Genomic DNA, 22,194 nt, shown 5'->3' on the forward strand with positions numbered 1-22,194 from the left:
GGCGCGGTCGTACGCCGGGCGGCGATGCGGGCAGGGTGGGCGCGCCGGCGGGCGAGGCCGGCCGGTGCGCCGCACCGCCGTTCAGACGCTCGCCGTCTGGCGGATTTCCTGCAGCAGGTAGCCGAAGCCGCGCACCGTGACGATTTCGACGCGGCACTGCTCGAGTTTCTTGCGCACGCGGTGCACGTAGACTTCGATCGCGGTGTCGCCGAGATCGCCGCCGAAGTGCGTGAGGTGATCCTGCAGCTGGGCCTTGCTGACGACGCGGCCGTGACGCAGCAGCAGCATTTCGAGCACCGCGAATTCACGCGGCGACAGTTCGAGCGGCTTGTCATCGTTGAAGATGCGGCGATCGACGCCCGACAGGCGGACGCCGCCGAGCGACACTTCCGGGCGCGGCATGTCGCTGTGCGGGCCGCTGCGGCGCATCACCGCGCGGATGCGCGCTTCGAGCTCGGCCGGCTCGAACGGCTTGAGCATGTAGTCGTCGGCGCCGGAGTTCAGGCCCTGGATCCGGTCGTTCAGCTCGTCGCGTGCGGTCAGCACGATGACGGGCGTGTGGCGGTTGGTCTGGCGGAAGCGCGTGAGCAGCGTCATCCCGTCGATGCCCGGCAGGCCGAGGTCGAGGATCACGAGTTCGTGGCGATTCTGTGCCAGCGCCTGTTCGGCAAAGATGCCGTCATGCACCATGTCGACGGTGAAGCCAGCCTGCTCGAGGCTGCTCTGGATACCGCGTGCGATGGGGCGGTCGTCTTCGATCAGAAGGAGTCGCATGAAGTTCGCTCAAGTACAATGGGTTGGCGGTTCAGGCACGCGGACAGCACGACGCCGTTTCCACAGGGGTGCCGCGACACCTGACATCAAGCATGGCGGCCAGCGAACGATTAAATCCAATCATGTCCGATATTTCGATCAACGACCTAGAAGCCGCGATCAATTTCTGGCGCGCCCGCTCGCCGTCGAGCGGCGACGAACTCAAACTCTGCGAAGAGGCCAGCGCGCTTTCCAAGCCGTATGCGCTGCTGATTGTACAGCGCCAAGGCGCGCTGCAACTGGAAGGTTTGGACCCCAAGGCACGGAATGCGTACGAGACTTACGTGCGCCTTAAGGATGGCTTGGAAAGCTGAAGGCTTTCGCTGACTACATCCTAGAAAACGTTCATCGAAATGAAAAGTTGACGCGCCGCGCATCGAAGGACGCGCGGCGGTAGAGGAAAGTGTCAGGCGGCCGGTTTCGCGTGCGCGCCGGCAAGGTCGATGAAAAGCGCCAGTTCGATGTCGCGTTCGGTCAGGCCGTCGGCGTCGTGGGTCGACAACGTGATGTCGACGCGGTTGTACACGTTGAACCATTCCGGATGGTGGTTCATTTCCTGCGCCTTGATCGCGACGCGCGTCATGAAGCCGAAGGCTTCGTTGAAATCGGCGAAGCGCAGGCTGCGCTGGATCGCGTCGCGGCCCGGTACGGCCGACCAGAGCGGCAGGCCTTCGAGCCGGGTCTTGCGTTCTTCTGATGTGAGCTTGTGGATCATCTTGCACCTCTCGTTCGGTAACGGCGCCCGCGCGCGGCTGCGCCGCGCGACGAAGCCGGCACCGGTCATTGTTTCATAGTTGTGGGACGGCCATCCGGCGACGGGCATCCGGGGCGGCCATCCGGAGACCATCGGCGCCCGCTCGCGGGTCACGCGTCGGCGTCGTCGGGCCAGCCTTCGCCGGTGCCGAGATGCAGCACGCGATCGGTATCGAGCACCGCGCCGGCCGCGAACTCGGGCAGCGCCGCCAGCCGGTCGGCCAGCGCGCGGCCGTCGACGTCGGCGAGCGCGAACAGCTGCGCGAAATCGTCGATCACGAAGTAGGTCTTCTGGAACGTGTCGATCCGGTACTTCGTGCGCATCACGCGCTCGAGGTCGAAGCCGAGCCGGTTCGGCGCCGCGCTTTCGAGGCTGTACAGGCTTTCGCCCTTGCTCGACACGATCCCGGCACCGTAGATCGACAGGCCGTTCGTGCCGCGCGGATCGCGGATCAACCCGAATTCCACCGTATACCAGTAGAGTCGCGCGAGCCGCGCCAGCGCCGCTTCGTCGTCGGCGACCGCGAGCGCGGTGCGGCCGTACGCCTGCATGTAGTCGGCGAACACCGGGTCGATCAGCAGCGGCACGTGGCCGAAGAGATCGTGGAAGCAGTCGGGTTCCTGCAGGTAGTCGAGCTGGTCGGGGCGGCGCATCCACCAGGTGACCGGGAAGCGCCGGTTCGCGAGATGCTCGAAGAACACGCGGTCGGGCACGAGGCCCGGCACGGCGACGATCTCCCAGCCCGTTGCCGGCTTCAGCTGGCGGTTCACGTCGGCGAACGACGGCACGCGATCGGCCGGCAGGTCGATCTTCCCGAGCCCCGCGACGAACGCGTCGCACGCGCGCCCGCGCAGCAGCGCCGACTGGCGTGCATAGAGCTGCTTCCACACCGCGTGGTCGACCTGGCCGTATCGCGCGAGCGGCTGGTCGATGGTGAAATCGGCGCGGGTTTCGAGGCCCGCATCGAACTGCTCCTGCAGTTTCGCGGTGACGACGGTGGACATGATCTGGCTCTGCACGTGGCGGTTGTGAACCATGCAAGTGTAGAGCGGGCTGCACGCGGAATGGGCGCAATATTGGCGTTGATTCGCACGATGATGCGATAATCGCGCATCAAATCAAGGATCAATGCGGAGAATGCTCATGCTGGAACTCGATCACTTCGATCTCGCGCTGCTGGACGTGCTGCAGCGCTTCGGCCGCGCGACGCATCAGCAGCTCGGCGAGGAGGTGCCGCTGTCGCCGTCGCAGATCGGCCGGCGGCTGCAGCGGCTCGAAGCGGCCGGCGTGATCGAAGGCTACCGCGTGATGCTCCGGCCCGAAAAGCTCGGGCTCGGCGTCACCGCGTTCACGAGTCTCAAGCTCAAGCACCACGGCGATTCGATCATCGAGCAGTTCCAGCAGCAGATCGACGTGCTGCCCGAAGTGCTCGAATGCCATGCGGTGGTGGGCGACGCGGACTACCTGCTGCGAATCGTCGCGCCCGACCTGAACGCGCTGTCGCAGTTCGTGATGAAGAAGCTGATGCGCGTGCCGGGCGTCGACAGCGTGCGCTCGAACATCGTGCTGACGACCTTCAAGCGCAACGGCGCGCTGCCGCTCGCGCACCTGGCGCCCGGCGCGGCCTGACACGGCGACAGGACGACAGGACGACAGGACGACAGGACGACAGGACGACAGGACGACAGGGCGGCGGGGCGTCAGGGTCGAAGGCGGCGCGGGTTGCGCCGCCCCGGCGCAGGGCCGGATCAGGCCGCTTCGGGCTGCGTGTCGGCGTTCAGCAGGTCGACGTATGCGACCGCGACGAGATCGTCCGGCGACACGCCGAGCTTCGCGAACACGGCGTGCGCTTCGGCTTCGCCGCCGGCTTCGTCGTCGTCGGGGCCGAGCACGACTTCCAGTTCGATGAAATCGCCGAGGCCGTCGACGCGGTCGAGATGGATGCGCGTGCGGCCCGCCAGGTACACGTGCCGTTCCTTCGTCACGATTCCGCGCGTGGTCAGCGCGGTGGCGAGCAGCGCGTGCATCGCGTCGGGGTTCGTCACCGGACTGCGCGTGTAGTACGACGCCTTCGGGCCGTCGCGGTCGTCGCGCTGGTAGAAGATCAGTTCGGCCGGCGTGCCGTCCTCGAAGCGGCGCAGCTTCAGCCGGCCGCGCGGCACGTCATAGAAGAAATCCTGCTGCCGATAGAAGAGCGGCGCTTCGGTCGCGAGTTTGGCCGCCTGTTCGCGCAGCTGGTCGAATTCGCGGGCGCGGGCTTTGATCTCGATGTTGCGGGCCATGCGGGTCTCCTTCAATCGGGGTCTCGCGGTGTGCGAACGCACAATCTAGCAAAAACGCGGAGACGGTGGCGTGACGGCGGGGGCGGGCTGCGGCGCGATGACGCGTGTCGTGCCCGGCAGCGGGGTGCCCGACGCCCGACGCCCGGCACGCGCACTTTCATCAGCGCCGCTCATATCGCCCATTGCGCTTCGATCAGCCGCAGCGCCGCCGCGATCGCCGGTTCGTCGCGCCGCTCGGCGAGCGTCACGAACGTCAGTTCGGTCGGCACCGTCACGCGTTCGACGATCGTCAGCGCATGCGCGTGCGCTTCGGCCAGCGCGGTCGAGTCGCGCGCGAGCGTCAATCCGATGCCCGATTTGACGAGATCGAGCATCGACTGCTCCTGGTCGACCTCGGCAACCTTGAGCGGCTGCGCTCCGGCGTCGGCGAAGCGCCGCGACAGCAGCCGGTGGTGCGCGGATGCCGGCGGCGTCCAGATCCACGGCAGCGTGGCCAGCGAGCGCCAGTCGTTCACGCGCTGTACGCGCTCCTTCCATCCGGCTGGCGCGAGCACGCGGTACTCGAACTGCGTGAGCGTGACGGTGTGGAACAGTGCGCCGTCGAGCGGATCGTCCTCGCCTGGCCGGCCGATGTAGTAGCCGACGTCGAGCGCCTGCGTGCGCACCTGTTCGATGACCCACCCCGACATCCCGTGCCGCAGCGCGGTTTCGATCTGCGGATGGGTCTCGACGAGCGCGCGCAGGAAGCCGCCGAGCCGCAGGAAGCCCGGATCGAGGATCGTGCCGATCCGCAGCCGGCCGCGCACCTCGTGCCGCAGCGCAGCAGCGGCGCGCTGTACGTCGGCGGCCGCGGCGAGCGCGCGTTCCGCATGCGGCAGCAGGGTCTGGCCGTCGCGCGTGAGCGCGAGCCCGCGCGACGTGCGCGTAAACAGCGTGACGCCGAGCGTTTCCTGCAGATGCTTGATCTGCAGGCTGACGGCCGGCTGCGTCAGGTGCAGCTGCACGGCGGCGCGTGTCAGGTTGCCTTCGCGTGCGACCGTCGCGAACGCACGGAGCAGGGTGAGATCCATCGTCGTGATATGAGCGCGGCTTATAACGCAGTTCAGCATAACTCATTGGATCGCCAGCCGGCGGCGGGAGTACGCTTCATCGGTCGTGTCGCGCGGCCGCCAGCGCGGGCCGCGACGCACTATGCTGAAAATGCGCGCGGCACCGCGCCGCGCGGCGCACAACAACGAAGAAGGGGACACGCCGTGAGTACTCCACGCACGCTCGAAGGCGAATTCGACTACGTGATCGTCGGCGCGGGCACCGCGGGCTGCGTGCTCGCGAATCGCCTGACCGAGGATCCCGACATCCGCGTGCTGCTGCTCGAAGCAGGCGGCAAGGACGACTATCACTGGATCCACATCCCGGTCGGCTACCTGTATTGCATCGGCAACCCGCGCACCGACTGGCTGTACAAGACCCAACCCGAAGCGGCGCTCAACGGCCGGGCACTGTCGTATCCGCGCGGCCGCGTGCTCGGCGGCTGCTCGTCGATCAACGGGATGATCTACATGCGCGGCCAGCGCGAGGATTACGACAGCTGGGCGCAGGAAACCGGCGACGCCGGCTGGTCGTGGGACAGCGTGCTGCCGATCTTCAAGCGCAGCGAGGATCACCATGCGGGCGCGAGCGACGCACACGGCGCGGGCGGTTACTGGCGTGTCGAGAAGCAGCGGCTGCGCTGGGAGATCCTCGAATCGTTCGCGCAGGCCGCGCAGCAGACGGGCATCCCGGCAACCGACGACTTCAACCGCGGCGACAATTCCGGGGTCGGTTATTTCGAGGTGAACCAGAAGCGCGGCGTGCGCTGGAATACGTCGAAGGCGTTCCTGCGGCCCGCGATGGCGCGCCCGAACCTGACCGTGATCACCGGCGCGCACGCGCAGCGCGTGATTTTCGACGGGCGGCGCGCGGTCGGCGTCGAATATCGCGGCGGCGGCACCGATTACGTTGCGCGGGCGCGCGCGGAGGTGCTGCTGACGTCCGGCGCCGTGAATTCGCCGCAGCTGCTCGAACTGTCGGGCATCGGCGACGGCCGGCGGCTGCAGGCGCTCGGCATCGACGTCGTGCAGGATCTGCCGGGCGTCGGCGAAAACCTGCAGGATCACCTGCAATTGCGGATGGCGTTTCGCGTCGAAGGCGTGCGCACGCTCAACACGCTGTCCGCGCACTGGTGGGGCAAGCTGATGATCGGCGCGGAATATGCGTTGCTGCAGCGCGGGCCGATGTCGATGGCGCCGTCGCAGCTCGGCGCATTCGCGAAATCCGATCCCGACGATCCGGCACTCACGCGCCCCGATCTCGAATACCACGTGCAGCCGCTGTCGCTTGAACGTTTCGGCGAGCCGCTGCACAGCTTCAATGCATTTACGGCGTCCGTGTGCCATCTGCGGCCGACGTCGCGCGGCAGCGTGCATGTCGCGAGCGCCGATCCGGGTGTCGCACCCGCAATCGCGCCGAACTATCTGTCGACCGACCACGATCGCCACGTCGCCGCGAACGCGTTGCGCCTCACGCGCCGGATCGCGTCCGCGCCGGCGCTCGCGCGTTATCGGCCCGAGGAAATCCTGCCCGGCACGCAATACCGCAGCGAAGCCGAGCTGATCGAAGCGGCGGGCGCCGTCGGCACGACGATCTTCCACCCGGTCGGCACCTGCCGGATGGGGCGGGCCGACGACGAGCGTGCGGTCGTCGACAGCCGGCTGCGTGTACGCGGGATCGCCGGGCTGCGGATCGTCGATGCGTCGGTGATGCCCTTCATTACATCGGGCAATACCAATTCGCCGACGCTGATGATCGCCGAGCGCGCGAGCGACATGATCCGTGCCGATCGCCGCGCGGCGCGCGAAGCGACGACGGTGCGAACGGAGCCCGCGGCGACGGCCGCGTGACGGAACGCTGACACGCACGACAGCGGGCCGTCATGATGACGCCCGCTGATTCGATATGCGAAACAAGCTGCCGGCGCCGATCGTGTCGATTGCGTCGCTTCACCGGCAAGATCCATGCAAGCCGTGCAGTCGCACGGCTTTCGTGTTGCGTGCCTGCTGCGCCGTGCGAAGAGGCAACGGTCGATGATGCACGTGTCAAAAAACGTGGCGAAAAACCGTGCACGGCCGCGTGCGACATGGCGGCCAGCCCTATAAGTGCAAATCCCGATGATTGCACTGCACCAACGGCGAGACAATGTGGCGCAGTGTGCATACGCGTCGGCGCGGGAGACCACCCTCGAGGCGTAACACGGCGCCCGGGGCAGCCTGCTCATCCGCTGACGTGTTTCGCGGCCGCTTCGCGCGAATCTTCCCGGTGCTTCGCCTGACTTCGTACGGAAGGGAACATGATTCTCGGCGACACGATTCTGGAAACACGCGGACTGACCAAGGAATTCAGGGGTTTCACGGCCGTCAACGGCGTGAACCTGCGTGTGCGTCGCGGTGCGATCCATGCGTTGATCGGACCGAACGGCGCGGGCAAGACGACCTGCTTCAACCTCCTCACCAAATTCCTGACACCGACGGCCGGCCAGATCGTCTTCAACGGGATCGACATCACCGACGAGCGGCCCGCGCAGGTTGCGCGGCGCGGCATCATCCGTTCGTTCCAGATCTCGGCCGTCTTTCCGCACCTGACCGCACTGCAGAACGTGCGCATCGGCCTGCAGCGCGCGCTCGGCACCGAATTCCATTTCTGGCGCAGCGAACGCACGCTCAAGCGGCTCGACGACCGTGCGATGGATCTGCTCACGCAGGTCGGCCTCACCGATTTCGCGCAGGTGCCGACCGTCGAACTCGCATACGGCCGCAAGCGCGCACTGGAGATCGCGACCACGCTCGCGATGGAGCCCGAGCTGATGCTGCTCGACGAGCCCACGCAAGGGATGGGCCACGAGGACGTCGATCGCGTGACCGCACTGATCAAGAAGGTCGCGAGCGGCCGCACGATCCTGATGGTCGAGCACAACATGAACGTGATCGCGGGCATCTCCGACACGATCACCGTCCTGCAACGCGGCGAGGTGCTGGCCGAAGGCTCGTATGCGGAAGTGTCGAAGAATCCGCTCGTCATCGAAGCCTACATGGGCAGCGCCGACGCGGCGCTCGCGGGGGCGCACGCATGAAGCACAGCGAACGGGAGGAACGCGAATTGAGCGGCGTCGAAAGCGGTACGCCCGCGCTGGAGATCACGGGCCTGGAGGCCTGGTACGGGGAATCCCACATATTGCACGGTGTCGACCTGACGGTGCATCGCGGCGAGGTCGTCACGCTGCTCGGCCGCAACGGCGCGGGCCGCACGACGACGCTGCGCGCGATCATGGGCCTCACGGGCCGCCGCAGCGGGTCGATCAAGGTCGCGGGCAACGAGACGATCGGCCTCGCGACACACCGCATCGCGCATTTCGGTGTCGGCTACTGCCCGGAGGAGCGCGGGATCTTCTCGAGCCTGTCGTGCGAGGAGAACCTGATGCTGCCGCCGCCGATCGGGCCGCGCGATCACGCGATGTCGATCGACGAGATCTACGCGATGTTCCCGAACCTCGCATCGCGCCGGCAGAGCCAGGGCACGCGGCTGTCCGGCGGCGAGCAGCAGATGCTCGCGGTCGCGCGGATCCTGCGCACCGGCGCGAACCTGCTGCTGCTCGACGAGATCTCCGAAGGCCTCGCGCCAGTGATCGTGCAGTCGCTGGCGCGAATGATCGTCGCGCTGAAGGCGCGCGGCTACACGATCGTGATGGTCGAACAGAATTTCCGCTTCGCGGCGCCGCTCGCCGACCGGTTCTACGTGATGGAGCACGGCAGCATCGTCGAACATTTCCAGGCGGCCGAACTGGAAAGCAAGATGCCGACCCTGCACGACCTGCTCGGGGTGTGACGCCGCCCCGTCTCTCTCGCCGCTAGCCGTGGCGGCCTCGAACAACCACAACGCATCAGAACAACAGGAGACGTCAATGAAAATGAAGACCCTCGCACACGCCTGTCTCGCGCTCGCGGCCGCCGCGTTCACCACCGGCGCCGCGCAGGCCGCGGATACCGTGAAGATCGGCTTCATCACCGACATGTCGGGGCTTTACGCGGATATCGACGGGCAGGGCGGCCTGGAGGCGATCCGCATGGCGGTCGCCGATTTCGGCGGCAAGGTGCTCGGCAAGCCGATCGAGGTCGTCTATGCCGATCACCAGAACAAGGCCGACATCGCCGCGTCGAAGGCGCGCGAATGGATGGACCGCGGCGGGCTCGACCTGCTGGTCGGCGGCACGAACTCGGCCACCGCGCTGTCGATGAACCAGGTCGCGGGCGAGAAGAAGAAGGTCTACATCAACATCGGCGCGGGCGCCGACACGCTGACGAACGAGCAGTGCACGCCGTACACGGTCCACTACGCATACGACACGATGGCGCTCGCGAAGGGCACCGGTTCGGCGGTGGTGAAGCAGGGCGGCAAGAGCTGGTTCTTCCTGACCGCCGACTACGCATTCGGCAAGGCGCTCGAGAAGAACACGTCGGATGTCGTGAAGGCGAACGGCGGCCAGGTGCTCGGCACGGTGCGTCACCCGCTGTCCGCGTCGGATTTCTCGTCGTTCCTGCTGCAGGCGCAGGCGTCGAAGGCGCAGATCCTCGGCCTCGCGAACGCGGGCGGCGACACGATCAACTCGATCAAGGCCGCGAAGGAGTTCGGCATCACGAAGACGATGAAGCTCGCCGCGCTGCTGATGTTCATCGACGACGTGCACAGCCTCGGCCTCGAGACGACGCAGGGCCTCGTGCTGACCGACAGCTGGTACTGGAACCGCGATGCGGCGTCGCGCCAGTGGGCGCAACGCTACTTCGGCAAGATGAAGAAGATGCCGTCGAGCCTGCAGGCGGCCGACTACTCGTCGGTGACGACCTACCTGAAGGCGGTCCAGGCCGCCGGCACGACCGATTCCGACAAGGTGATGGCCGAGCTGAAGAAGATCAAGATCAACGACTTCTACGCGAAGGGCTACATCCGCACGGACGGCAGCATGATCCACGACATGTACCTGATGGAAGTGAAGAAGCCTGCTGAATCGAAGGAGCCGTGGGATTACTACAAGGTGCTCGCGACGATTCCGGGCGAACAGGCGTTCGGGACCAAGCAGGAATCGCGCTGCGCGTTGTGGAAGTAAGCGGGGCTTGGCGGCGCGCGAGTTGCGCGCCGCACGGTGGCGGCCGCAGCGATGTGCCCCGCTGCGCCGCCCGCGTGCGTATCCCGGGAAGGTTGCGCGCGCAACGAAACTCATACTGACGGCTAAGTCGATGGAAATCTTTGGCATTCCGTTGCCGGCGATGCTGAGCCAGTTGCTGCTCGGGCTCGTCAACGGCTCGTTCTACGCGATCCTGAGCCTCGGGCTCGCGGTGATCTTCGGGCTGCTCAACGTGATCAACTTCGCGCACGGCGCGCTGTTCATGCTGGGCGCGATGCTCGCGTGGATGGGCCTGTCGTACTTCGGGCTGCCGTACTGGGCGATGCTCGTGATCGCGCCGCTGGTCGTCGGTGCGTTCGGGATCCTGATCGAACGCTCGATGCTGCGCTGGCTGTACAAGCTCGATCACCTGTACGGGCTGCTGCTCACGTTCGGGCTCACGCTGGTCGTCGAAGGCGTGTTCCGGTCGATCTACGGCTCGTCCGGCCAGCCGTACGACGTGCCGTCGCAGCTGTCCGGCGCCACCAACCTCGGCTTCATGTTCCTGCCGAACTACCGCGCGTGGGTGGTCGTCGCGTCGCTCGCGGTGTGTCTCGTGACCTGGTTCGTGATCGAGAAGACGCGCCTCGGCGCCTACCTGCGCGCGGGCACCGAGAACCCGAAGCTCGTCGAGGCATTCGGCGTGAACGTGCCGATGATGATCACGCTCACCTACGGCTTCGGCGTCGCGCTCGCGGCGTTCGCGGGCGTGCTGGCCGCGCCGGTGATCCAGGTGTCGCCGCTGATGGGCCAGCCGATGATCATCACCGTGTTCGCGGTGGTCGTGATCGGCGGGATGGGGTCGATCCTCGGCTCGATCGTCACGGGCCTGATGCTCGGCGTGATCGAGGGTTTCACGCGCGTGTTCTACCCCGAAGCGTCGGCCACCGTCGTGTTCGTGATCATGGCGATCGTGCTGCTGTTCCGCCCGGCGGGCCTCTTCGGCAAGGAAAAATGATGCAGAGAAAAGTGCTCTACGGCGTGCTGCTTGCCGCACTGCTCGCCGCGCCGTTCATCGGCGCGTACCCGGTGTTCGTGATGAAGGTGCTCACGTTCGCGCTGTTCGCGGCCGCATTCAACCTGCTGATCGGCTATACGGGGCTGCTGTCGTTCGGCCATGCGATGTTCCTCGCGACCGCCGGTTATGCGACCGGTTATTCGATGCAGACGCTCGGCTCCACGCCGGAACTCGGGGTGCTCGTCGGCACCGTCGCCGCGACGCTGCTCGGGCTCGTCGTCGGGCTGTTCGCGATCCGCCGGCAGGGCATCTACTTCGCGATGATCACGCTCGCGTTCGCGCAGATGGTCTATTTCATCTACCTGCAGGCGCCGTTCACGCACGGCGAAGACGGGTTGCAGGGCGTGCCGCGCGGCCACCTGTTCGGGCTGCTCGACCTGTCGAACGACGTCGCGCTGTACTACGTCGTGGTGGCGGTGGTCGTCGCCGCGTGCGCGTTCATCGTGCGGGTCGTGCATTCGCCGTTCGGCCAGGTGCTCGTCGCGATCAAGGAGAACGAGGCGCGCGCGATCTCGCTCGGCTACGACACCGATCGTTTCAAGCTGCTCGCGTTCATCCTGTCGGCAGGCATCGCGGGGCTGGCCGGCTCGCTGAAGGTGCTCGTGCTCGGCTTCGAGACGCTGTCGGACGCGTACTGGACGATGTCGGGCCTCGTCGTGCTGATGACGCTCGTCGGCGGCATGGGCACGCTGTTCGGGCCGCTGCTCGGCGCCGCGCTGATCGTCGCGCTCGAAGACCGGCTCGGCGACATCGGCGAATGGCTCGCGTCGACGACGGGCGTCGCGTGGTTCCATTCGCTCGGCGAATCGGCGACGATCGTCACGGGGCTGATCTTCATCGTATGCGTGCTCGCCTTCCGGCGCGGCATCGTCGGCGAGATGGTCGCGCGGATCAAGCCGCTCAGGGCCTCCTGAGCGCATGCCGCGCACGTCGCCGCGGGTTGATGCGAAGCACCATCCGGCATGCTCGTGAAGCGCGTCGCAGCGCGCTCGGGGCGGCACCGCGCGGCTGGCTGCTGCCCCATTTTCGTGCGGCGATGCACCATAGGGGTAAATGCTAAGTTGCCGTGGTGCTTAAGCCTCTTTAAGATTCACTTCAGTTCTGATGCACCGCGAAACGAATTTGCAGGTGGAGAACGAGGAGACAATCGAGGCACAAAGTGCCCGGACCCTAAAGCGCTGTTGGACGGAATCCAACAGCGCTTTTTCATTTGGTGCACGAATTTCCATCGACGGTGCAGGCGAATCGCGCTGCGTTCCGCGCGCCCGTGTTCTGCCTCGCGTCACTCGCGCGTCATCCCGTCCCCCGATTTCATCCATTCCTGCCGGTCGATCGCCGCCGGCGCGCAGCCGTGCGCATGCCGTCCGGGCTTACCCGGTTGGCGTGCGCAAAAAGCGTCCGTTACACTCAGCTTTCGCCGACCGTGCGGTCGGGAAAACGGTCGGCAGTTCTCCTACAAGCACAATGCAGAAGAGGGAGTGCGGTTGGATGAGAAGCGCGGGACGAAGGATCGGGGCGGGAGGGGCGGCTGGCGCCGCTTGTTCGGGGGCGGACGTGCACCGGTATGCCCGGGCTTTCACGAGCCGCCCTGCGGCCGGCATGTGCGTTCCGATGCAATCTGCCGGCACGATGGTGTGTCCGGTCGTTGCGTTCGCATCCGATGTGTCGTTCGCATTCGCATGAACGGCCGTTTTTCCGATCCTGCATCGCCCGCGCGTGGAGCCGTATCAGGCCCGGCCGGCCGACCTTCCGGCGATCGTTGCGCCCGCATCGATCACGTTTCGCGCAGCGCCGCTTTTCTCCGTTCCCTTCATCCTGACGACATTGCCGCCGCGCATCGTGGCGGCCGAACGATCGTTTCGGCACGCGCTGCGGCGCGTGCATGTGCGGTATCGGCGGGGCTCGATGGCGGCGCCGGCGTGTCACGGGAAAACGAGTGTAGGCGGGGCAAGGCGAGATAGTTAAATTATTAACTTGTTTGGAGACCGGGAGCCGCCCGAGCGACCCGTGGCTTTTTCGAGCAGCGTTTGGAGACGACATAAATGAAGATGAATCGATGGATGGAAGTTCTGCTTGCCGCGGGCCTCGTGTGCGCGGCCGCCACGGCGTCGGCGCAGGTGAAGATCGGCGTGACGCTGTCGGCCACCGGGCCGGCCGCGTCGCTCGGGATTCCGGAAAAGAACACGATCGCGCTGCTGCCGAAGGAAATCTCGGGCAAGAGCGTGCAGTACATCGTGCTCGACGACGCATCCGACACGAGCCGCGCGGTGCAGAACGTGCGCAAGCTGATCGACGAGGATCACGTCGACGCGATCATCGGTTCGTCCGTCACGCCGAACTCGCTCGCGATGCTCGATCCCGTGTCGCAGGGCAAGACGCCGACGATCTCGCTCGCGGCGAGCGCGCAGATCATCTCGCCGATGGACGCGAAGCGCGCCTGGATGTTCAAGGTGCCGCAGAACGACCAGCTGATGGCCGACGCGATCGCCGGCTACATGGCGAAGCACGGCGTGAAGACGGTCGGCTTCATCGGCTTCGCCGATGCATACGGCGACAGCTGGTACAACACGTTCAACGCGGCGGCCGCGAAGAACGGCCTGAAGGTCGTGTCGAACGAGCGCTTCAACCGTACCGACGCGTCGGTGATGGGGCAGGTGCTGAAGCTGATGGGCTCGAATCCCGACGCGGTGCTGATCGCCGGCTCGGGCACGCCGGCGGCGCTGCCGGCGAAGACGCTGAAGGAGCGCGGCTACAAGGGCAAGGTGTACCAGACGCACGGCGTCGCGAACAACGACTTCCTGCGTGTGTGCGGCAAGGACTGTGAAGGCGAGATCCTGCCGGCCGGCCCGGTGCTCGTGACCGACCAGCTGCCCGATTCGAATCCGGTGAAGAAACCGGCGCTCGGGTACAAGGCCGCATACGAGAAGGCCTACGGCGCGGGCTCGCTGGCGACGTTCGGCGGCCATGCGTGGGATGCGGGGCTGCTGCTGCAGCGTGCGATTCCGGAAGCGCTGAAGAAGGGCCAGCCGGGCACCGAGGCGTTCCGCGAAGCGCTGCGCGCGTCGCTCGAAAGCGTGAAGGACCTGCCCGTGTCGCACGGCGTGATCAACATGACGCCGACCGATCACAACGGCTTCGATACGCGTGCGCGCGTGATGGTGCAGATCGTCGACGGCAAGTGGAAGCTGCAGGCCGAGTAAGCATCACGTGAAACCGGCGTGCGCGGCGCGAACGGCGCCGTGCGTGCCGTCGGCAGGGGGCGGGGCCCGACGGGTCGCGCCCGTGCCGCCTGGAACCGCCGGGGCCCGTCGCCGGGTGCCTGCGCACCGGTCTTGCCGTCCGCGCGCCCCGGCCGTTTCCGTCTTTCGTTTCTCCGCAGCATTCTCGATACACGAAACGTATGGATCTCTCGATTGCAGCGATCCTCGCGCAAGACGGCATCACGACCGGCGCCATATATGCATTGCTGTCGCTGGCGCTCGTGCTGGTGTTTTCCGTCACGCGGGTGATCTTCATTCCCCAGGGCGAATTCGTCGCCTACGGTGCGCTGACGCTTGCCGCGTTGCAGGCGCAGAAATTTCCCGCCACCTGCTGGCTGTTGTTCGTGATGGGCATCGCGTGCTTCCTGCTCGAAGTCGGCGGCCTGATCCGGCATCGCGAACGGCGCCATCAGCTCGGCCGCACACTCGCGACACTCGGCAGCCGCTACATCCTGCTGCCGCTCGCGGTGTTCGCGATCACGCGCAGCTTTGCCGCGCAGCCGCTGCCGATGCTCGCGCAGATCGCGCTGACGCTTGCGATCGTCGTGCCGATGGGGCCGTTCGTCTACCGGCTCGTGTACCAGCCGATCGCCGAAGGCACGACGCTGCTGCTGCTGATCGTGTCGGTCGCCGTCCACTTCGCGATGGTCGGCCTCGGGCTCGTGATGTTCGGCGCGGAGGGTTCGCGCACCAACGGGTTCTCGGATGCGTCGCTCGCGATCGGCAGCATGACCGTGTCGGTGCAGAGCATCCTGGTCGTCGTGACGGCACTCGTGCTGATCGGCGCGCTCTACGTGTACTTCGGCCGCACGATCGCCGGCAAGGCGCTGCGCGCGACGTCGGTGAACCGGCTCGGCGCGCGGCTCGTCGGCATCGGCACGACCGAGGCAGGGCGGCTCGCGTTCACGTTCGCGGCGGGGCTCGGCGTGCTGTCCGGGATCCTCGTCGGCCCGCTGACGACGATCTACTACGACTCGGGCTTCCTGATCGGCCTGAAGGGCTTCGTCGGCGCGATCATCGGCGGCCTCGTCAGTTATCCGCTTGCTGCCGCCGGCTCGCTGCTCGTCGGCGTGCTCGAATCGTATTCGTCGTTCTGGGCGAGCGCGTACAAGGAGGTGATCGTGTTCACGCTGATCATTCCGGTGCTGCTGTGGCGGAGTTTCGCGACGCCGCACGCGGAAGAGGAAGAGGAGTGACACGATGACGACGATGGTACGCAACAAGACCTTCTGGGTGTTTCTCGTGGTGCTGTTCGCGCTGCCGGTGCTGCCTGGTGCGCTGCAGGTGCCCGAATACTGGATCACGCTGCTGAACTACATCGGCCTCTACGCGATCGTCGCGATCGGGCTCGTGCTGCTGACGGGCGTCGGCGGGATGACGAGCTTCGGGCAGGCCGCGTTCGTCGGCATCGGCGCCTATGCGACCGCTTTCCTGACGACGCGATACGGCGTGTCGCCGTGGCTCGCGTTGATCGTCGGCGTCGTACTGACGGCGCTCGTCGCGCTCGTGCTCGGCGCGGTCACGATGCGGCTGTCCGGCCACTTCCTGCCGCTCGGCACGATTGCGTGGGGCCTCGCGCTGTTCTACCTGTTCGGCAACCTCGAACTGCTCGGCAAGTACGACGGCATCAACGGGATTCCGGCGCTGAACCTGTTCGGCATCGAGCTTGGCAGCGGGCGCAGCCTGTATTTCCTGATCTGGGCCGTCGTGCTGGCCGCGATCGTGTCGGTGCAGAACCTGCTGAACAGCCGCCCGGGCCGTGCGATCCGCGCGCTGCGCGGCGGCGGCGTGATGGCCGAGGCGATGGGCGTGAATACCGCGTGGATGCGCGTCGTGATCTTCGTCTATGCGGCCGTGCTGGCGGCCGTATCGGGCTTCCTGTACGCGCACCTGCAGCGCGCGGTGAATCCGACGCCGTTCGGGCTGAACCACGGGATCGAGTTCCTGTTCATGGCCGTGGTCGGCGGCGTGTCGCACGTGTGGGGCGCGGTGCTCGGCGCGGCGATCCTGACCGTGCTGCAGGACTATCTGCAGACGCTGCTGCCGAAGCTGCTCGGCTCGGAAGGCAACTTCGAGATCATCGTGTTCGGCGTGCTGATGGTGCTGCTGCTGCAGTACGCGCGCCAGGGCGTGTGGCCGTTCGCCGCGAGGCTGTTCCCGCGCGGGCCGCGCGCGCATGTGCCCGAGCACGCCGATCCATTGCCGCAGCGCGCGAAGCCGACGGCCGGCGAGCCGCTGCTCGTCGTCGACAACGCGCGCAAGCAGTTCGGCGGGCTCGTGGCCGTCAACGACGTCAGCTTCGACGTGAAAGCGGGGCAGATCATCGGGCTGATCGGCCCGAACGGCGCCGGCAAGTCGACCACGTTCAACCTCGTGACGGGTGTGCTGAAGCCGACCGGCGGCACGATCACGTTCCGTGGCGAGCGTATCGACGGGCTCACATCGCGCCAGATCGTCCGCCGCGGCATCGGCCGGACGTTCCAGCACGTGAAGCTGTTGCCGGCGATGACGGTGCTCGAAAACGTCGCGATCGGTGCGCACCTGCGTGGCCGTACGGGCGTGTGGCGCAGCGTCGCGCGGCTCAATGCCCATGAGGAAGCGCAGCTGCTGGCTGAGGCCGCACGCCAGATCCGCCGCGTCGGGCTTGAAAAGCACATGTACGACGAAGCGGGCAGCCTTGCGCTGGGGCAGCAGCGGATTCTGGAAATCGCGCGGGCGCTGTGCTGCGATCCGACGCTGCTGCTGCTCGACGAGCCGGCCGCCGGGCTGCGTTACCAGGAGAAGCAGCAACTCGCCGATCTGCTGCGGCGGCTGAAGGCGGAAGGCATGAGCGTGTTGCTCGTGGAACACGACATGGATTTCGTGATGAATCTCACCGATCGTTTGGTGGTGATGGAGTTTGGCACGCGGATCGCGGAAGGACTGCCGCAGGACGTGCAGCAGGATCCGGCGGTGCTGGAAGCGTATCTGGGCGGGGTGGAGTGATGACGGACACGACGATGCCGATTCTCGAAGTGCGCGGGCTGGCAGTCCGATACGGGAAGGTGGAGGCGCTGCACGGCGCGGCGATCAAGGTTGGCGCGGGGCAGATCGTCAGCGTGATCGGCCCGAACGGCGCCGGCAAATCGACGCTGCTGAACGCGATCATGGGCGCGCTGCCGGTGACCGGGCATGCATCGGGTGCGGTCGTGTACCGCGGTCATGACGTCGGTGCATTGCCGGTCGAGCAGCGCGTCGCACGCGGGATGTGCCTCGTACCGGAGAAGCGTGAGCTGTTCAGCACGATGACGGTCGAAGACAACCTCGTATTGGGCGCGTATCGGCGCAAGCAGGCCGGTGAAGCGAACTTCCTCGACCAGCTCGATCACGTGTTCACCCTGTTTCCGCGGCTGAAGGAGCGCCGCAAGCAGGCGGCCGGCACGCTCTCCGGCGGCGAGCGGCAGATGCTTGCGGTTGGGCGCGCGCTGATGGGCAAGCCCGATCTGCTGATGCTCGACGAGCCCAGCCTCGGGCTGGCGCCGCTGATCGTGAAGGAGATTTTTCATATCATCAGCGCGTTGCGCGGTACGGGCGTGGCGACGCTGCTGATCGAGCAGAACGCACGTGCTGCCCTGCAGATCTCCGATTACGGGTATGTGCTGGAGACAGGCGAATTTGCGCTGGAAGGGCCGGCGGCCGAACTCGCGCAGAATCCACGCGTGATCGAAACGTACCTCGGGTTGGCGAAGAAAACGGCCTGATCGGTGGCGTGGTAGGCGGGAAACGGGCGGCGTGTTTCACGTGAAACACGCCGTTTTTGTTTTTGGGTGAGATGCGACCTCGACACACGACGGCTAGTAACCGGGGGATAAGTGCTACGGAAACAGTCGGAAGCTCTGTGCAAGCGGATGACGATCCGGATCATCGTTCGCGGGTGGCTGCTGCCTGTTCCACACACTGGGGATGTTGTGCCGGGTCACAGGGGATAAGTGTCGGGCGAGCCGTCCGAAATTCTGTGAGGGAGAGGGTGGGCGCGGTCGCACAGGGTGTTCCGTCCAGGTTGCCGCGCGGGACACAGGTATCGAACAGGTATGTGTTCCACGTGAAATTTCCCGGCAAGCGAATTTTTTTGCACAGGCCCAGCGATGTGCTGCCGGCGGGCCGGAAGCGTTGCCGGAGCGGGCTCTGCGCCACGGATTCCGCGTCTGAGCACAGAAAAATCGCCGAAATGCACAGACCCTACCATTCGGACGGCCTTCGGGTGAAAAGCGAACCCGCTATAATTCGGCCCATACATTTCTCAGATAGGTTCGTGCGCCGTCCTGCGTACGGAATCCACCATGCTTTTTCCCACAGAATTTGACGTCATCGTCGTCGGTGGCGGTCATGCCGGCACGGAAGCCGCGCTGGCGTCCGCCCGCATGGGCGCAAAGACATTACTGCTGACCCACAACATCGAAACGCTTGGGCAGATGAGCTGCAATCCGTCGATCGGCGGCATTGGCAAGGGCCATCTGGTCAAGGAAGTCGATGCGCTGGGCGGCGCAATGGCAGCCGCAACCGACGAGAGCGGTATTCAGTTCCGGATCCTCAATTCGTCGAAAGGGCCGGCCGTGCGCGCGACGCGTGCGCAGGCCGATCGCATCCTGTACAAGGCCGCGATTCGCCATCGGCTCGAGAATCAGCCGAACCTGTGGCTGTTCCAGCAGGCTGTCGACGACCTGATGGTCGAAGGCGACCGTGTGGTGGGCGCCGTCACGCAGATCGGCATCCGCTTCCGTGCGCGTGCGGTCGTGCTGACCGCCGGTACGTTCCTCGACGGCAAGATCCACGTCGGCCTGAACAACTACACAGGCGGCCGTGCGGGCGATCCGGCGGCCGTGTCGCTGTCGTCGCGCCTGAAGGAGCTGAAGCTGCCGCAGGGCCGCCTGAAGACCGGTACGCCGCCGCGTATCGATGGTCGTTCGATCGACTTCTCGCAGCTGGATGAACAGCCGGGCGATCTCGATCCGATCCCCGTTTTCTCGTTCCTGGGCCGTGCAGAGCAGCATCCACAGCAACTGCCGTGCTGGGTCACGCATACGAACGAGCGCACGCACGACATCATTCGTGGTGGCCTCGACCGTTCGCCTATGTATACAGGCGTGATCGAAGGCGTCGGGCCGCGCTATTGCCCGTCGATCGAGGACAAGATTCACCGGTTCGCTTCTAAGGAATCGCACCAGATCTTCCTGGAGCCGGAAGGGCTGACGACCAACGAGTTCTACCCGAACGGGATCTCGACGAGCCTGCCGTTCGACGTCCAGCTCGAGCTCGTGCACTCGATGCGCGGCCTCGAGAACGCGCATATCCTGCGCCCCGGCTACGCGATCGAGTACGACTACTTCGACCCGCGTGCGCTGAAGGCGTCGCTCGAAACGAAGGCGATCAACGGGCTGTTCTTTGCGGGACAGATCAACGGGACGACGGGCTATGAAGAAGCGGCCGCGCAGGGGCTGCTGGCCGGTCTCAACGCCGGCCGCTACGTGCAGGAGAAGGACGCATGGTGCCCGCGCCGCGACCAGGCCTACCTTGGCGTGCTGGTCGACGATCTCGTGACGCGCGGGGTGGCCGAGCCGTACCGGATGTTTACGAGCCGCGCCGAGTATCGCCTCAGCCTGCGTGAAGACAATGCCGACATGCGCTTGACCGAGATCGGCCGCGAACTGGGGCTCGTCGACGACGCGCGCTGGGATGCATTCAGCCGGAAGCGCGACGCTGTTTCACGTGAAACCGAACGCCTGAAGTCGACGTGGGTGACGCCTAAGACGTTGCCGCCGGAAGAGGCGACCGCGCTCCTCGGCAAGGCGATCGACCACGAATACAGCCTCGCTGAACTGCTGCGCCGTCCGGGTATCAGCTACGACGGTGTGTGCGGACTGAAGGGCGGCGAGTGCGGCCCCGCAGAGCCGCTGGCCGACGATCCGGTGCTGCTCGAGCAGATCAAGGAGCAGGTCGAGATCGGCATCAAGTATCAGGGCTACATCGAGCGGCAGGCATCGGAAATCGAACGCAACGATGCGAACGAGAACACGCGTCTGCCCGACGGTATCGATTACCGCGAAGTCCGCGGCCTGTCGTTCGAGGTGAGCCAGAAGCTCAACGAGTTCCGGCCGGAAACGATCGGGCAGGCGTCGCGCATCTCGGGTGTCACGCCGGCGGCAATCTCGCTGCTGATGGTGCACCTGAAGCGTCGCGGCCTGGGCCGTCGGAATGGCACGGCCGAAGCGGCCGCGGAGCAGGGGGACGGCGCCGTCCCGACGCAACAATGACGGCGCGTCGCGCGCCGGCGGTTAATCGGGACGTACTGGAACAGATGCTCGTCGAAGGCACGACGGCGCTCGACCTCACGCTGACGGATGCACAACGCAACCAGCTGCTCGACTACGTCGCGCTGCTCGGCAAGTGGAACGCGGTCTACAACCTGACCGCGATCCGCGACCCGAAGCAGATGCTGATCCAGCACATCCTCGATTCGCTTTCCATCGTTCCGCATCTGCGTGGCCGTGCATCGGCCCGCGTGCTCGACGTCGGCTCGGGCGGCGGGTTGCCCGGTATCGTGCTGGCGATCGTCGAGCCGGATTGGCAGATCACGCTGAACGATATCGTGCAGAAGAAGTCTGCATTCCAGACCCAGATGCGTGCGGAGCTGAAGCTCGCGAACCTGTCGGTGGTCACGGGGCGGGTCGAATCGCTGCAGCCGGGTGTCGAAGTGCCGGAAAAATTCGACATGATCGTCTCCCGCGCTTTCGCGGACCTGTCCGACTTCGTTAAACTTGCTCGTCACCTGGTTGCGCCGGGCGGATCGATCTGGGCAATGAAGGGTGTTCATCCGGACGACGAGATTGCACGGTTGCCGGAAGGCAGCCGCGTGAAGCAGACGATACGGCTGGCGGTGCCGCTGCTCGATGCCGAACGGCATCTGATCGAAGTGGCCGTCGACGAAGCGAATTGAAGGGCCGGCGCGCGATGGCGCGCCGTTTGTTTGAAGGTAAAGGGAACACACCAACGATGGCAAAGATCTTCTGCGTTGCGAACCAGAAGGGGGGCGTCGGCAAGACGACGACATCGGTCAATCTCGCCGCAAGCCTTGCAGCGCAGGAGCAACGAGTCCTGCTGATCGATCTCGACCCTCAGGGTAACGCGACGATGGGCAGCGGGATCGACAAGGCTGCTTGCGAAGCGACCGTGTACGAGGTGCTGGTCGACGGCGTGTCGGTGACCGACGCGCGCATCCGGCCGGACGGCGTCACCTATGACGTGCTGCCCGCGAACCGCGAGCTGTCCGGTGCCGAGATCGAACTGATCAGCATCGACAACCGCGAGCGCCGGCTGAAGGCCGCGCTCGAGCACGTGGCCGACGACTACGATTTCGTGCTGATCGATTGCCCGCCGACGCTGTCGCTGCTGACGCTGAACGGGCTGTGCGCGGCGCATGGCGTCGTGATCCCCATGCAGTGCGAGTACTTTGCACTGGAGGGGTTGTCTGACCTCGTCAACACGATCAAGCAGGTTCACGCGAACATGAACCGCGACCTGAAGATCATCGGCTTGCTGCGTGTGATGTTCGATCCGCGCATCACGCTGCAGCAGCAAGTCTCCGATCAACTGAAAGCGCACTTCGGCGACAAGGTGTTCGACGCGGTGATTCCGCGCAACGTGCGCCTGGCGGAAGCGCCGAGTTACGGGCTGCCGGGCGTCGTGTTCGACCGCAGCTCGCGCGGTGCGCAAGCGTATCTCCAGTTCGGTGCCGAGATGATCGACCGCGTTCGCGCGTTCGAGGTGTCGTGATCCGGACA

20 protein-coding genes are annotated in these 22,194 nt (G+C 65.9%); 15 read left to right on the top strand and 5 right to left on the bottom strand.

Translation table 11 applies throughout. The annotated features are described in order from the left end of the window. Window positions 1–81: 81 nt before the first annotated feature. Window positions 82–774: a response regulator gene (locus DPV79_RS23850; protein WP_006401494.1), complete on the bottom strand. Its 693-nt coding sequence runs from the start codon at window positions 772–774 to the stop codon at window positions 82–84. Between the two features lie 122 nt (window positions 775–896). Here DPV79_RS23850 and DPV79_RS23855 point away from each other — a divergent pair, with 122 nt between their 5' ends. Further along, window positions 897–1,127 carry a DUF3717 domain-containing protein gene (locus DPV79_RS23855; RefSeq protein WP_021160419.1) on the top strand — a complete coding sequence of 77 codons (231 nt, stop codon included), beginning with the start codon at window positions 897–899 and terminating at the stop codon, window positions 1,125–1,127. A 92-nt stretch (window positions 1,128–1,219) separates the two neighbouring features. Here the strand turns inward: DPV79_RS23855 and DPV79_RS23860 are convergent, their stop codons facing one another. Together DPV79_RS23860 and phhA are read right to left on the bottom strand one after the other, a co-directional pair. Continuing rightward, on the bottom strand, window positions 1,220–1,597 hold the full coding sequence (locus tag DPV79_RS23860) for a 4a-hydroxytetrahydrobiopterin dehydratase (protein WP_255221837.1): 378 nt from the start codon (window positions 1,595–1,597) through the stop codon (window positions 1,220–1,222). Window positions 1,598–1,677: 80 nt separating this feature from the next. Continuing rightward, complete coding sequence (phhA, locus tag DPV79_RS23865) at window positions 1,678–2,571, bottom strand: phenylalanine 4-monooxygenase (protein ID WP_059493994.1); 894 nt, start codon at window positions 2,569–2,571, stop codon at window positions 1,678–1,680. Between the two features lie 139 nt (window positions 2,572–2,710). Between phhA and DPV79_RS23870 the strand changes: the two genes are divergently transcribed. Next, window positions 2,711–3,196: an Lrp/AsnC family transcriptional regulator gene (locus tag DPV79_RS23870; RefSeq protein ID WP_006408082.1), complete on the top strand. Its 486-nt coding sequence runs from the start codon at window positions 2,711–2,713 to the stop codon at window positions 3,194–3,196. Window positions 3,197–3,315: 119 nt separating this feature from the next. On the opposite strand, the gene DPV79_RS23875 is transcribed toward DPV79_RS23870, so the two are convergent. Continuing rightward, window positions 3,316–3,849, bottom strand: coding sequence for a class IV adenylate cyclase (locus DPV79_RS23875; RefSeq protein ID WP_048023987.1), 534 nt, complete (start codon window positions 3,847–3,849; stop codon window positions 3,316–3,318). Window positions 3,850–4,019: 170 nt separating this feature from the next. Beyond that, window positions 4,020–4,919, bottom strand: a complete 900-nt coding sequence (locus DPV79_RS23880) for a LysR family transcriptional regulator (RefSeq protein ID WP_042975630.1) — start codon at window positions 4,917–4,919, stop codon at window positions 4,020–4,022. Between the two features lie 183 nt (window positions 4,920–5,102). On the opposite strand from DPV79_RS23880, the gene DPV79_RS23885 reads away from it, so the two are divergent. The 13 genes from DPV79_RS23885 (at window position 5,103) to DPV79_RS23945 (ending at window position 22,186) form a co-directional block, all read left to right on the top strand. Beyond that, window positions 5,103–6,788, top strand: coding sequence for a GMC family oxidoreductase (locus tag DPV79_RS23885; RefSeq protein WP_113046638.1), 1,686 nt, complete (start codon window positions 5,103–5,105; stop codon window positions 6,786–6,788). A gap of 446 nt (window positions 6,789–7,234) precedes the next feature. Beyond that, a complete protein-coding gene (locus tag DPV79_RS23890) occupies window positions 7,235–8,014 on the top strand; it encodes an ABC transporter ATP-binding protein (RefSeq protein WP_021160426.1) in 780 nt (259 codons plus the stop codon). Beyond that, complete coding sequence (locus tag DPV79_RS23895; protein WP_048023984.1) at window positions 8,011–8,766, top strand: ABC transporter ATP-binding protein; 756 nt, start codon at window positions 8,011–8,013, stop codon at window positions 8,764–8,766. Before DPV79_RS23890 ends, DPV79_RS23895 begins: the two co-directional genes overlap by 4 nt. Before the next feature lie 76 nt (window positions 8,767–8,842). Then, window positions 8,843–10,042 carry an ABC transporter substrate-binding protein gene (locus DPV79_RS23900; protein WP_048023983.1) on the top strand — a complete coding sequence of 400 codons (1,200 nt, stop codon included), beginning with the start codon at window positions 8,843–8,845 and terminating at the stop codon, window positions 10,040–10,042. Between the two features lie 130 nt (window positions 10,043–10,172). After that, entirely contained in the window at window positions 10,173–11,057 is an 885-nt protein-coding gene (locus DPV79_RS23905) for a branched-chain amino acid ABC transporter permease (RefSeq protein WP_021160429.1), read from the top strand. Next, entirely contained in the window at window positions 11,057–12,031 is a 975-nt protein-coding gene (locus tag DPV79_RS23910) for a branched-chain amino acid ABC transporter permease (RefSeq protein WP_165843558.1), read from the top strand. Before DPV79_RS23905 ends, DPV79_RS23910 begins: the two co-directional genes overlap by 1 nt. Before the next feature lie 1,128 nt (window positions 12,032–13,159). After that, window positions 13,160–14,317, top strand: coding sequence for an ABC transporter substrate-binding protein (locus tag DPV79_RS23915; RefSeq protein ID WP_113046640.1), 1,158 nt, complete (start codon window positions 13,160–13,162; stop codon window positions 14,315–14,317). Between the two features lie 200 nt (window positions 14,318–14,517). Beyond that, entirely contained in the window at window positions 14,518–15,573 is a 1,056-nt protein-coding gene (locus tag DPV79_RS23920) for a branched-chain amino acid ABC transporter permease (protein WP_021160433.1), read from the top strand. 4 nt (window positions 15,574–15,577) lie between these two features. Next, window positions 15,578–17,362: a branched-chain amino acid ABC transporter ATP-binding protein/permease gene (locus DPV79_RS23925; protein ID WP_113046641.1), complete on the top strand. Its 1,785-nt coding sequence runs from the start codon at window positions 15,578–15,580 to the stop codon at window positions 17,360–17,362. Then, the gene (locus DPV79_RS23930; protein WP_059676013.1) at window positions 17,362–18,117 is read left to right on the top strand and encodes an ABC transporter ATP-binding protein; all 756 of its coding nucleotides are present in this window, start codon (window positions 17,362–17,364) and stop codon (window positions 18,115–18,117) included. The genes DPV79_RS23925 and DPV79_RS23930 overlap by 1 nt, the downstream gene beginning before the upstream one ends. Before the next feature lie 579 nt (window positions 18,118–18,696). Beyond that, entirely contained in the window at window positions 18,697–20,667 is a 1,971-nt protein-coding gene (gene mnmG / locus DPV79_RS23935) for a tRNA uridine-5-carboxymethylaminomethyl(34) synthesis enzyme MnmG (RefSeq protein ID WP_059553961.1), read from the top strand. Then, complete coding sequence (rsmG, locus tag DPV79_RS23940) at window positions 20,664–21,350, top strand: 16S rRNA (guanine(527)-N(7))-methyltransferase RsmG (RefSeq protein WP_048023976.1); 687 nt, start codon at window positions 20,664–20,666, stop codon at window positions 21,348–21,350. Before mnmG ends, rsmG begins: the two co-directional genes overlap by 4 nt. A gap of 56 nt (window positions 21,351–21,406) precedes the next feature. Continuing rightward, window positions 21,407–22,186 (top strand): ParA family protein, encoded by a 780-nt coding sequence (locus DPV79_RS23945; protein WP_027788714.1) that lies wholly within the window; start codon window positions 21,407–21,409, stop codon window positions 22,184–22,186. Window positions 22,187–22,194: the final 8 nt, after the last annotated feature.

The sequence above is a fragment of the Burkholderia reimsis genome (genome assembly GCF_003294055.1).
GTDB lineage: Bacteria > Pseudomonadota > Gammaproteobacteria > Burkholderiales > Burkholderiaceae > Burkholderia > Burkholderia cepacia.